Annotated in this window: 10 protein-coding genes and 1 pseudogene; 1 reads left to right on the top strand and 10 read right to left on the bottom strand. The window is 51.4% G+C overall.

All coding sequences use genetic code 11. The annotated features are described in order from the left end of the window. From GON22_RS24995 to GON22_RS24950, 10 genes and pseudogenes are all read right to left on the bottom strand, one after another. Window positions 1–1056: pseudogene (locus GON22_RS24995) on the bottom strand (molecular chaperone); the annotation flags it as partial. A 29-nt stretch (window positions 1057–1085) separates the two neighbouring features. After that, window positions 1086–1775 (bottom strand): iron-dependent peroxidase, encoded by a 690-nt coding sequence (locus GON22_RS24990; protein ID WP_202113496.1) that lies wholly within the window; start codon window positions 1773–1775, stop codon window positions 1086–1088. Then, a complete protein-coding gene (locus GON22_RS24985) occupies window positions 1772–3082 on the bottom strand; it encodes a normocyte-binding protein (protein ID WP_160398795.1) in 1311 nt (436 codons plus the stop codon). Before GON22_RS24985 ends, GON22_RS24990 begins: the two co-directional genes overlap by 4 nt. 12 nt (window positions 3083–3094) lie before the next feature. Further along, window positions 3095–4801, bottom strand: coding sequence for a serine/threonine protein phosphatase (locus tag GON22_RS24980; RefSeq protein ID WP_160398794.1), 1707 nt, complete (start codon window positions 4799–4801; stop codon window positions 3095–3097). 44 nt (window positions 4802–4845) lie between these two features. Continuing rightward, window positions 4846–5706 carry a PP2C family protein-serine/threonine phosphatase gene (locus GON22_RS24975; RefSeq protein ID WP_160398798.1) on the bottom strand — a complete coding sequence of 287 codons (861 nt, stop codon included), beginning with the start codon at window positions 5704–5706 and terminating at the stop codon, window positions 4846–4848. Between the two features lie 6 nt (window positions 5707–5712). Then, entirely contained in the window at window positions 5713–6237 is a 525-nt protein-coding gene (locus GON22_RS24970) for an FHA domain-containing protein (protein ID WP_160398793.1), read from the bottom strand. Window positions 6238–6253: 16 nt separating this feature from the next. Further along, window positions 6254–6838: an FHA domain-containing protein gene (locus GON22_RS24965; RefSeq protein ID WP_237179342.1), complete on the bottom strand. Its 585-nt coding sequence runs from the start codon at window positions 6836–6838 to the stop codon at window positions 6254–6256. A gap of 34 nt (window positions 6839–6872) precedes the next feature. After that, window positions 6873–7331 carry a J domain-containing protein gene (locus GON22_RS24960; protein WP_160398792.1) on the bottom strand — a complete coding sequence of 153 codons (459 nt, stop codon included), beginning with the start codon at window positions 7329–7331 and terminating at the stop codon, window positions 6873–6875. 125 nt (window positions 7332–7456) lie between these two features. Beyond that, complete coding sequence (locus GON22_RS24955; protein WP_160398791.1) at window positions 7457–7885, bottom strand: membrane-associated protease 1; 429 nt, start codon at window positions 7883–7885, stop codon at window positions 7457–7459. Window positions 7886–7982: 97 nt separating this feature from the next. Beyond that, window positions 7983–10154, bottom strand: coding sequence for a transcriptional regulator (locus tag GON22_RS24950; protein ID WP_160398790.1), 2172 nt, complete (start codon window positions 10152–10154; stop codon window positions 7983–7985). 505 nt (window positions 10155–10659) lie between these two features. Between GON22_RS24950 and GON22_RS24945 the strand changes: the two genes are divergently transcribed. Beyond that, entirely contained in the window at window positions 10660–12612 is a 1953-nt protein-coding gene (locus GON22_RS24945; protein ID WP_237179341.1) for a vWA domain-containing protein, read from the top strand. Window positions 12613–13015 lie beyond the last annotated feature (403 nt).

The raw sequence follows: 13015 nt of genomic DNA, 5'->3' as shown, positions 1-13015 counted from the left end.
CGGATCGGTCACTTCTTCGAGCTTGTCGTAACCATTCACCCAACGCTTCATATTGCGAAATACCGTTGCATGCCCTGCATAGCCCGCCCGCTTCACTAACTCCAACGCTTCCTGGCCGAAAACGAAGCGGATAGCGGATGGATCCGAGCAATCGGCAACGCTTGCGACCGTCGGCATCATTTCAATCCATTCTGGGTCCTCGTTCTCTTCATTCGGAAACGTGACGCAGTTGATGGCGCCTAGCCGAATTGTTCCTGCTTGCATCCCCCGCCGATCCGGCTCAGACACATATGCAGCATCCAGATAAGCGCCCGCTGCTGTATTTGAAGTGCCAAAATCGACCGTCAGCACCGCATTCGTCTCTTCCAGCTGGCGAACATCCAGCTCTGCTACCGGAATTTTGCCATAATGGAGATGGATCGGCGGCTGCGGATGCCGCTCATAATAGGTCCGGTACAAGTAATCCGAATCGCGCTTGCGGAAAAATAACAAGCTGTGATTCCGATTCGAGGTACGCCGCAGCTCAGCCCCTTTATCGACATGCAAGCTGTAGACACCCGGCTTGTCCCCTTCCTTCACCGCGTTCAAAATGCCGCACAGCTCGCCATTGCCATCCACGAGCATGACATTGGATTCCGTTAACGCCCCATCCGCCGGCGCTTCGATGAGATAGCCGTCACGGCTATCCGTGCGCAAGCCAGCGTAGAGGGTAATGACTGCGGACAACCGAATCGCTTCTAGCGATTGCACGGCCGTGCTTAGGTAAGCGCGAAGCGCCGCACTCACCCGCTCGAAGCCGCCTTCTGCATGCTCGCGAATAAGCAAGCTTTCCTCTGCATTGCGAAATCGGAGCACGGTACGAATAATGTCTTCCCGATCAAGGGAATGGGCAATGCCATCCACTAGCTTCTCTCTCGTGCAAATGCTGCGCAGCTGGTAGGTTGTCATTTCCTCCAGCTGGCTGCGCGAGTAGCGGGCTGCGCCGTATCCCGGCTCCGTCCGCTCTGTCACGCTTTTATATAACTTATAGGAATAACCGCGACCATTCCTATTCATCGGATTCCTCTCCTCTGCCCAGTCCTCATTCAATAGAGCGCCATCGTGTCAAGACGCATTGTATCTTCGACGCCAAGAATGCCAAAATGCCGGCTCCAATACAGCTCCGTCCGAAACCGAACCGGCAGGAACAGATCCAGAATCAGCTCAACCTTCGCACGTGATTCAACCGTTTCCTCTTGCCCCACATACAAAATCAGCTCGTCCTTCTCTTCGCAGATCGCATAGATCGTCGAACGCTTGAACACTTTGCGCATCGTATTTTTTAGCCAATACAGCGCTTCGCCTGTCTGGTACAACCCAAGCAGATTAGCGGCAATGCCGTCGCGCTCCAACTGATTGAACATGCCAATCCGCTCGCTGACGCGAACGCCGTACGCTCCCTCTTCCATATCCCGCAAAATAAATTGAATGTAATATTCCTGGCGGGACATGCCTTGGACGATATCAATATCGGCAAGCTGATGCATAATCAGGTCGAACAGCTGGTAGCGCAGCTCATCGTATTCCTCGACATTGGGGTCCAGCCAAGCACTGAATATATGCTCGAACCGATAATAAGGATTGACCTCAACGACCGTTTCCGCAGCCGAGGCGTTCAAGTTCTGCAAGCTCAGCTCCATGTATGGCGAGTATGACCGGGCCGGCACGAAGGTGATATCCCGCTTGTCCATCCCGGCATTGGCTGCCCGAATCATCAGGTCCCATATGTAATTCAAGACCATACCCCTTCGCATTCATATTCAGGAAAATACATCTGGATTTCCGAGACGACGAAGCTCATCAGGTCATAGCGTATAAACGGGCTAATTTCCGGCTGCATCAGCCGAGCCTGATCGCTCGGCTGGCTCTGCCGGAACGTTAGGCGCATCACTTTCTTGTCCGTTACGGTCCGAACCTGGTCATCGATAAAAGGATTCATCCCATACGTCTGCGATGCTGCCGCCTGCCGCTCCTCAATGGAAGTGTCGATCAGCTCGATGGCTACCGCGTCGACGAACGACCGGGCGATCCGAATTAATTCGCCCTTCGCGCGTACGACATGCGGCTGGCGGCGCGCGTACCGCCCTATAAAATCATTCGTTCGGCGGTTAGAGTACATGTCGAACGCCATATCGCCAATACGCTGCGGCTTCGGCTTCGCCAGCTTCAACACTTCCCAAAGGCCGGACTTCTCCCTCGGCGTTACGATTGTCAGCTCATCGGCTGAACGTTTCACATACCTGACGTCGCCTTCATCCGCATCGACCAAATAGCCATTTTCCTCGCCCAGCTTACGCAAAGACAATACATGCTCGTAATGGACATGGTCCCTTGCCGGCACTGGAAAACCACTGTTTTTTATAACGATGCGTTCAATATTCCAAAGCGGCACAACATCTAGCTGCTTGTACGGCTCGTACTCTTCACAATCGATGGTTAGCTCCAAAATCTCTTCGTTCGCCTCAGGCACGCGGTCGCAGCCGACAAGCACGACATTAGCGAATTTATTCGCATAGGGATGGAACACCGTTTTCCAAGTTAGGCCGTTACGCAGAAACACGCGATACAGCTTCTCAATCTCCGCGATATAATCGCCGCATGGCTCTAGCCTTGCTGTAATCGCACTGCGTCCGCTTGTTGTAACAAGCTCGCCCCGGAATGTCCGGCCGCTAGCGTATAGCTCTTTCAATCGCAAGTAATCGCACGCCATAAACACTTTCAACAGCTTAACCGGCTCACGCCGTTGAAGCGCCGATACAATTGCGGTTAAGTCATACGTTTGCTCTTGCTCATCGCCTGGCATCATCGGGTACAAATAATCATGGATCGGATCAACATCCGCCCGGGCGCATGCCGTGACGTATACATCATGGCCATCGCCCGAATCCTCTAGCTCATCGAACACCCGCCGCTCGAGCTGGTCTAGCATAGTCTCTTGATGCTCCACGAGATTGAGAAACAATTCGCTTACGATCCCTTTGAGCAGCTTCCGCTGCTCCAGATCGCCCATCGAGGCGAGCCGTTCCCGTACGAGCTCCTTCATCCATGATCCCCCCTACGCTTTGCCGTCTGCTCCATTTTCGCTTGCCCCTGCTGGATCATCGACCGAATCTGGCGTGTCGGTGCCAACAAGGCCACCGTCGCCGCCATTTGCTCCAGCTTCGCCCCCGCCACCGGTTCCAGCACCTGCTCCAGCCGGATCTACGGCTGGCGTTGATGGCACTGGCGGATGCAGCTTTTCATCGACTTTGGCGATTTTCCGTTCCATAGCCAGCACTTTATCCAGCATGTCGATCTCTTGGAACATCTCCTGCGCTTCCGCATATTTATCGCCAGCAGCCTCGTAATCTCCTTGGGCAAAATAGCGGTCCGCCTTCTGCTCCTTCAGCTCGCCAAGCAGCTTCTTCTTGTCCTTATCGATTGCCGCGACCTTTGCATTCGCATCTTCCAGCTTCTCCGTGATGTCCTTGCCGCCTCCGGGATAGGACGCTTCGGTCGCCGCTTTCCTTGCTTTCAAGTACAGCGCGATTGCCTCTTTGTATTGCTGGCTTTCCGCCAACAGATCGGCCTGTTTCACCATCGCTTGCACGTTGGCAAATGCTTCAGCGGATGCGATTCGCTTATCCAGCTCCGCCGGGTCGTAATGCCCGTCGCTTGCTGCATCGCTCTTAGCCTTCTTATACTGCTCGACCGCCTTCGCATAATTGCCATCCTTCACATAACCATCTGCTTGTACAATCGTCTGCGCGATTTTGAGCTTCTTGCTGTACAGCAAGCCATGTGCGCGGTCCTTCACTTTATTAGCAGCCGCACGCGCTTCGCTGTACGATTTAAGCGCTTCCGCATAATTCTCATCTTCCGCGAACGCATCGCCCTCTTGCCCGCTTTGCATCATTAGCTGTACCGTCTCGGCTGTGCGCGCCGCTGCACGGCCCTTGAAATAGAGCAACAAGCTGACGCTTATAATAAGCGGGATCATCGTCACGATGATCCATTTCACCAGCTGCTTCTTGCTCTTCTTCTCCTCTTGAAACGGCTTATTCACAATGACTGCGGCCGCTGTATAATTCGGCACAACCGGCCGTTGCTTGCTTAATGCAACATCCTCCAGCCGATCCACGAATGCGCCAGCGTCCTTCTCCTCATGCAACGAATCCAGCATTTCCGTCTCATCAACAAGCTCCCATAAGCCATGCGTACAGAGCAGCAAAACATCGCCCTCAGCCAGCTGCTTTCGCTTAGAAACGGTTGGCGAAATTTCAGATGGCGCACCCATATACTGCAGCAGGTTATGCCGTTCCTCATGCTCATCCGCAGTATGGATCGCGATGCTTCCATCTTCCGTTAAACGCTGGGCCAAGCTATGGTCCTTGCTTTTCTCAAGGAGCCTGCCTCCGCGAAAATGATAAAGCCGCGCATTGCCGGCCGTCAGCCATACCATGCGCGTATAGTCGGTCACGACCATAACCAAGCTTGCCTTCAACCGCACCCGCCGGCTCTCGTACCGCAGCCAATCATGCGCCTCCAGCACGTATTCTTTCAGTTGCTTTCGCGACATCGTCGGCTTCTCGGTGAAGCTTTCCATCAGAATGCGGACGACCATCTCCGCTGTATTCGTCTCATTGTCCGCATCGATGCCGTCGACCGCGATCCAGCAAGCCATATCATCAAGCTCGACAAAAGCGAAGTAATCCCGGTTATGTAGAAACGTTCCCGCTTCCGACACGAAAGCCGTTTTAAGCTCGCTGTTTTCCTTCCGCATCCTTACCTCCGCTTTCCCTATCCCTCATCATCTGCTGCTTTTGTTCAAATGGATGGCTCTACGATGATGATCGTCGCATTGTCTTGATGCCTAATCCGCTTGTTCTCGATCCGCTCGATCATCTGTTCGGCGGCCTCATCCGGCGTTGCGCTATCGTTTAATATATCTTCCATCTCAATCTCGGACAGTGCATTGTAGATGCCGTCGCTCATGAGCAGCACTTTATCGCCGCGGCGCAGTTGGAATGGCGCATCCCCGATATCCATATTGTCGAACAGCTCATAGCCCAAGTAATTAACGAGCTGATTGCGCCTTGGATCCTCCATCGCCGCTTCCTTCGTCAGTTCGCCCGATAACACACGCTTCTCAAGCAGCAGCTCTAGCGTGTGCTTCCGATTAACAGGCAGGAATGACTTGTCCCGATAAATAACGAGAACACTATCGCCAACTGCTCCCCAATAAAGCAGGTCTCCGTCGATCAGCGCCGTTACGAGCGTTGTCCCGCCCCTTGCACCTGCAAGCTCGCGCAAAATTTCACGATTCGCCTGCTTCGCTGCAGTGGTCAAAAAAGCTGGCACATCCTCGCCCGGTTCCATTGCCATAAATCGTTTAATAAACGTCGATACCGCCATCATGCTCGACATTCTGCCATGATCAAGGCCGCTAATGCCGTCAGCAAGCACAGCAATTGTGCCAACCGGCGTTTCTGCACTGGCAAAATAGTCATCCTGCTCGCTCCGGGCGCCAATCGTCTGGCCGTTGCCAATCGTTACTCTGGACCTCGCCTTAGCGGGAAAATCAAAGCTGCGAATTTTCGCGCGAATGAGCAGAAGCAATAGGATGCCTGCCGCAAAAGCAAGCATGATGTAGTATGGCGTCCAAGCCCCATTAGCCAATTGATTCATCATGCCCTACACCGAATTATGATCCCACTCGAAGTGGACGCCGCATAATGGGATAAACAGAAACTTGCTTCGCCCAAGCTGAATCACGTCATATGCCGCTAATTCTACCGGTGAATACACCGCTTCATTATTGTGATAAGCGAGCCCTGACGCGTCCCCTGGCAGCATATAGAAATTCCGTTTTTTCGGATCGTATACGATGACCGCATGGTTGCGGCGTGACACTGCGTTATCCCCAATAATCCGGATATGCATCTCTTCGGCACGCCCGATGAAGTTTTTCTCCGACATGATGCGGTAATCTTGCCCCTGCTGCGGCCCCTCGATGCAAACGAGCCAGCCTGTTACAGGGTCAATGCCCCTCGTCTCCCCGATGTAGGGCATCGTTTTCTCATCTTCCGCAGGCTGCACCGAAGGCCGCTTATCCATCTTAACGGCTGCCGGTTCTACCGAAACGCTGCAATACGGGCATACGTTGCCGTGCTTCCTTGTGCTAAACATGTGCCCGTTGAGGCATCTGGTCAAACTCATCGTTCCAATCCCCCATCTATTTGAGTAGCAATCTCGTGTTTGCAATATAGATCATGTCGCCAACGCCGATTGAGAACGGCACTTCCTGCTCCAATCGAACCGCTGAGCCTCGTCCCGATTGGCGAATGCCAACGCCATTGCGCGATTCTAAATCCTCGATAAACCAGCCGCCATCCGCATAGTTCAGCACCGCATGCTGGCTGCTGACGAGCGATGCATATTCGGTATCTGCCAGATCGACCTCAACCTCCCGCTGGCTGGAGCTTTTCCCGATCAAAAGCGAGGTTTCCCCTTGCAGCAGCCATTCCTTAATGCGCTCGCCCTCTTCATCGAGCAGTACGAGCTTCGTGATGCCTTCCTTCTTGCCCGCCCGTTTTAACGTGCGCCTATTTAACCGCTCTTTGCTTCTTAAGGCTTTCCAAAGGCATACGGAAACTGCTGTTACGGCCACGATCCCCGTTACAACCTGTACATTACGGTCTGTGTTGATTCGATAGGCATAATAGAGCGCTTCCCCTGCAACCAACGCGATCATCAAATCGACCGCGATGCGTGCTGCCCTCTTCTTCACACTGCCGCCCCCTGCCTGGGAGCTATCCATTATAGCCGCCTCCTTCCCAATCGAACTGGACACGCTATTTCTTGCCTTTAAAATTATTGCCTCCACCGCCAAAATATCGCTCGAACATGCCGCTCGTATCTAGCGGATTTCGCGCCGCATCCTTGCTCCCTTGGGGCGGGCGCTTGCCCTTCGGATCGAACCCGAAAAATTGTTCGAATTGCGCTGCCATGCGGCTAGGATCGAACGATCCCGTACCGCCTGGCGCTCGCGGCTTACCCATGCCGCCCGGGACCTTGCCCGCTCCGGAACTCGTGCCCGACGCCTTGCTTTGCAGTTGGGCATCGTACTCTTTTCTTCGCTCCGGATCGCGCAGCGTCTCGTACGCTTGTTGGATTTGCTTAAACCGCAGCTCCGCTTCGCGGCTACCGCCATTCGCATCCGGGTGATGCTCCTTCGCCATCTTGCGGTAGGCTTGCTTCAGTTCTTGATCAGTCGCACGCGAACTGACACCTAACCATTCATAAGCATTCATTTTCTCATCTCCGGTGTGGTAAAATGACAATAAGGCTTTCTTCCGTTATGCGTGCTTGAGACCACGCATAACGGAATGCCATAAGGCTGAAAGCCGCTCAGTTAATCAACGGTGCTGCCCTTTTCCTAGGAAACAGGGTAGCCGCCGTCGATTTTTGCAAACTCCGTTTTGTCTTTCTTCTGCTTGATGTACAGGCTGAATTCGCCTACGCCCTCTGTGTCGCCGAAGCTTTCCGTGTAATCCACAACAAACGCGTTCGGGAACGAGATTTTGCGCACGACTTGATCAGCCGCGATTACTTCCAACGTTACTTTACGGTAGCAGTCCGCTTTCTCAGCCGGAACGAGCGACCACAGTGCAAGCTTTCTCGTGTCGTCAGCGGAATCGCCGTCTGTCGACGTGATGATTTTGCCCGAGATGCGAAGCGTCGCGCCTACATCTGTCGATCTTGCGTTGGAATCATCCGGCGTATCTGTGTCGTACTTCACCGTTTTGATATTGTCGAGACCGAGCTCGATTACTTCTGCGCCTTCAACTCTTAGCTTGAAACCCATACTCAATTTCCTCCTCAAATTTCATGATTATGATCTATGTGAGGGGCGGCCTTGCGGCTGCAAGGGGACGCCCTTATCACCGCATGTACCTATGCCGTTACGCTTTAACCGGCACAGTTCCCTTCGTAATGACGACCTCCAGATTTTTCACATTGCCATTGTAGACAAGGTCGATCTGGCATACATTGTTTTTCTCGTCGATTACATAGCCCATGTCGTCGCCATCTTGAATGATCGAGTTGACGAAGCCACGAGTTGCAAGCCATTTGCTCTTCTGGCTGCTTGGGTTGTTGCTGAAAAATTTAACGATGTTCTCATGCTTGAAGTCACCCGTCTGAAACCGCAACAGGCGCTCGATATAGGTACTGACATGCGTCTTGTAAACAGAGTCAAATCCGTTCTCCGATGCCGCCAGGCTTCTCGCTTTATAAACCGTAATTCTCCGGATGTCTTTGTCTTGTAGCTGTGCATTCTCGGAAGAGAATACGAATCCGAAGTTTTTGCGGTTGATCGAATCTTTGATCGTGTTCGTGAAGCCGCTAATTTCCTTCGCCATCGTCGTTACCGCGCGAAGCCCGTTGTCGCCTGCTTCGATGTCGAAGCGTACGCCTGGATACTCCTTGCTAACGCTTCTGAACCGCTCACGCAAATATTCAGGGCATTGGTAAGCGGCTACGATACCTGCTGCGACATAAGCTGCGCCTACGTAAACACCCTCGATCCACAGCTTCAGCACATCTTCCTTCTCTTGCGAAAGCTGTACAGTGCCGTTCTCCGTCTGGAGCATCCGGCTATCAATAATGACGCCCGACTTGTCCTTCGGAATAATCGTGAAGTTCGGCACGCATGGAATCGAGAATTCACTGTACGTTTTGCGCGTCAGCGGCGCACAACGGTCGATGAACTTGTCGATGCCCGCTGTTGCAATGCTGCTGAACGTGGAATCTTCACCCGTCTCGAAGTTGAAGAATACTTGAATGCGATATTCTTCAATAAGCTGCATCAGCATCGCGAGCGATTCGATCGTGTTGCCTTCTTGCTTGACCGTTTTCTCGCTGCCTCTGAAGCGTTCGCGCGTTACGCGTACATTGCCCGCTGTCTCCAGCTCGACCGATGGCAGGATGCCGAACCAAATCGTATCCGTGAAATCGTTTTTAGCGTTGACCGTGTTGAGATACGTTTCGAGGCGCGAAATGTTCGCACTCTTCACTGTCATCTCTAGGCGGCTGTTCGTGATGAGCATCGACGGTGCCATGCCTTTGTTTTTCGTTGCATATTGATCGAAGAACATTTTGACGCCCAAGATTTTCTCGACAAGCGGCTTAACCGTTTTGACAAAATCATCCTTGGCGTTCTTGTAAAACTCCAGATACGTGTTGTAATTGCGTACCTCCGTATCCAGATCCACATTCGTCTGTACCGCTGGCAGCGGGCAGAACGTGCGAACGACCAGGTCCTTCACGTATGCCGATGGCGTATCCGTCAATGACTCGTAGTCGTCTGCGAACACGTTAACCAGCTCGCTCGTGCCGTTATCATCAAGAAGCATAAGCTCGGTGCTTTCGTTCTTCGGCGCTTCGATGATCTTCAGCTCACCGCTCTCGCCAATGGACAGCATCCCGATCTGGATCGCTTCCGACTGGTTCTCCTCTTGCGAGCCTCCCAGCAGAAGGCGCGTCTTAATGTCCTCGATTGCAAGCGGCAGCATGGCCATGACATTGTTGTAGTTGCTGCTCGCATCTTCGAACAACGCGTTAAGCTTATCGCCAAGATCAAGCTTCTTCGGATCGCCCTCTTCCAGCTTGTCGTACTGGCTGTGCAAATAGTGAATCTCTTTGCGCACTTGGCGGATATCATCCATAACCTTCTTCGGCGAAATCATATCTAGCAAATTTTCGAAGCGGAAATCAACATTCGAGATGCCTTGGCTGCGTTTCGTATCGATCAGCGTGAAGAGCATGTTCAGGAAATCATTTTGTTGGTCGACGCGGATTTCCGAAATAGCTTCGTCTGCGATGCCCTCTGGCTTTTGGAGCGTATACATGACCTTCTGGTTCACTGCGTTATAGAACGAATAAACCGTCGGCGTAAACTTGTCCAAAAATTCATCGAAGCTGCGAACGAGCAAGTGGCGGTTAACTTCCTTCACCTTATCGTCGCTCAAACTATCAATGCCTTTGACATCCCCTACAAGCGTAATAAGATCGAGCTTCTCCGGGTTAATCTCTTCGAAGAGCATTGCCCGGTTCGTTTGTTGAATAATGTCCACGTCACGGTGGCCCCTTCCGTTTGAGTGTGTTTTGTCGATGCGCTAAGGGTTTTACAAAATTACCCTAATAGGCTTTGAGACATATATTAATCAGGCCCTAACTTAATTGTCAAATAATAATATATAAATAGATTCTATATAACTATTTTTACCTTGGTTGAGTTTGGTACTTTAGGCTCAATTGTCAGGTTATGTATTCAATAGCTTGCAAAAAATGCCGATAGGTACAAAATAAGCGTGTAAAATTGAAGGTTTTAACGGATTTTGGATGCGGAATGACAGGAATCGACTAGTTCAATCTCCTTATCACAATAACAGGGAAAATAATACTAAAGATTTACTAAAGTTATCAATAGAGAGATAAATGAATGATTTGAAGTCATTATTTTCTTATATATACATTAATAAGGAGGTTAATAACATAACTTTTATGCGATTAAAAACAAAATCACTACTATTACTTTCGTCGCTCGTTCTCGCCCTAACCGGACCTTTCGCCTCCCCTATGAGTGCCGACACCGGGACATCAGATGCTTATGACGCTGTATTCGTGCTAGATACTAGTTATTCCATGAACGATTCCGATCCGAACCATACCGCAACGGAAGTCATTAATATGTTTATGGATCTGTCGGAAACGGAACAAACCCGAATCGGTTTTGCAGCTTATAACCATCAGATTGTCGCATCCACGCCACTGACATCATTATCGATCAAAGAACGGCGGCAAGCCTTAAAGGATAAGCTAGCTTCCCTTCGCAGAACAGGTTACACCGATCTGGGGCTCGGGCTTCGGCAAGGCACCAGCTTAATGAACAAGGATGAGGGCAATCATCGATTCGTCGTTCTATTATCAGATGGCGAGACGGACTTTGGCCCCTTGAATACCAGCCGAACAGAAGCTGATTCCCAGCGGGATGTATCGGCCTCCGTGAAGGCAGCGCAAGCCGGCGGATACCCGATCTACACAATCGGGCTTAACCATGACGGAACCGTTAATGGCAAACAGCTCGAGAAGATCGCTGCTGATACAGGCGGCAAGTCTTTCACGACAGATAGTGCGGATGATCTTCCAGATATTTTTAACCAAATTTTTGCAGAGCAGTTCAGATCGGTGCTTGTCTCTGTCGCAGCAGTAACCGCCACAGGCAATTTGCAGGAGGTGGAAATCAACATTCCGAATAACAGCATGCAGGAAGCAAATGTTATTCTGCTGTCCGACCGGCCTTTGCAGGAAGCGCAGCTGTATTACGATTCGCCGAATATTCATTACAATTTGTCGAGCAACTACTCCGTGCTAAAGATCGATAAACCTAAGAAGGGAACCTATAAGCTCAAATTTAGGGGGCAAAAAGGGGATCTCGTGAAGGTCAATCTTCTGAACACGTACGAGCTAGAAGCACACGCTGCCGCTGGCAAAGAGATTTTGCAAGGCGTTCCAACTGCATTCGCTTCGGGCTTTATTTTGCCAAATGGGCATTCGCTAGAGGACGGGGATGTGTATAAAGGCGTTCTAGCCGAGCTTATCATCACTGATGCAGCTTCAAAGAAAGCTACTCGATTGCCGATGGCACTCTCTAGTGATGGCAAAAAATTCGAGGTTAAACATACTTTCGCGCATTCCGGGCAGTACGCTTGGAAAGTAGAGATGACCGGCAAAGACTTTTACCGGCATGTCGAAGGGACACCGTTCAAGGCAGTTAATAAAGGTCCAGAAGCAGTTAAAGGCAACAGCACTTTGTCGCTATCCAAACAAGATGGCAAGAAAACCTTATTGCTAAGCGATCACTTCCGGGATGCCAACCAAGATAAGCTAGCTTATCAGTTGGTCTCGAACGATGGCAATGAGCTGCAAGCCTCTGTTGAAGGGGATCAGCTCCTAATTGAGCCTCTTCGTTCCGGAAATGGGACACTGACGGTTAAAGCAACCGATCCCGAGGGGCTTACGGCATCCTTCGAGCTATCGGTTAAAGTCACGAGCATATGGAATCAAATCCTTCGGGTCGGGGGCGTTATCCTCATCTTGCTGGCAGGTGCATTCTTCCTCTATTGGCGGTTCAGGCCCAAAGCCTCGTTCCGGGGACGGCTGGAAGGTTATTTCCTCGCTACCGCAAGCGGCAGCGATATTCCCGTGAAGTATTGGCCGTTAACCGCCTTCGGGCAAGGTAAAGTGACGCTACAGCAATTGTTTGACAGCCTTCACGTCCATGAAGTTGTGCCAGAATCTGCCCGCGTTGTATTCGAGCCCAGCAAGAACAACGGGCTGTTCGTTACCCATCGCACGCGCTGTACCGTAACGATTGGGCGGACGCCACTAGAGCCTGGGCGCAAAGCAGAGCTGAAGTACAACGATAAGCTGTATATTACGTTCGAGGATGGCTTTACGGAGATTGAGCTGCGTTACAAAATGATTAAACCGAGCACTGGCATTCACCAGTCAGAAGAAAACGCGTCCTAGCTTGTGCTGGACGCGCCAAAGAGCCGGGAAAGTCCGTTGGACTTTTCCGGCTCTTTTATTTTTGTTTGGCGGCTCTCGCCTCGCTGGATAGGGCAGATTTTTCTGCCCTATTTGCGCTCCAGGTCGCCTTCTGACCCTTTAGGGTAGATTTTTCTACCCTATTCGCGCACTAGCTCGCCATCCGGCTCTTTAGGGCAGATTTTTCTGCCCTATTCGCACACTAACTCGCATTCCAGCTCTTTAGGGTAGATTTTTCTACCCTATTCGCACACTAGCGATGACGTACAATAGTCTGTGTACCATGATCTGGAGTATTCCCAGAACATAAAAAAGTAGGGTATCCTCGGGGTTGCTGAGACCACCAAGAAAGGACCCTACTCGATGACTACTATACCCGAAAATG

The sequence above is a fragment of the Paenibacillus sp. MMS18-CY102 genome (genome assembly GCF_009789195.1).
Lineage (GTDB): Bacteria > Bacillota > Bacilli > Paenibacillales > Paenibacillaceae > Paenibacillus_T.
The sequence above is the reverse complement of the archived record's forward strand: the minus strand, read 5'-3'. Positions and strand labels throughout refer to the sequence as shown.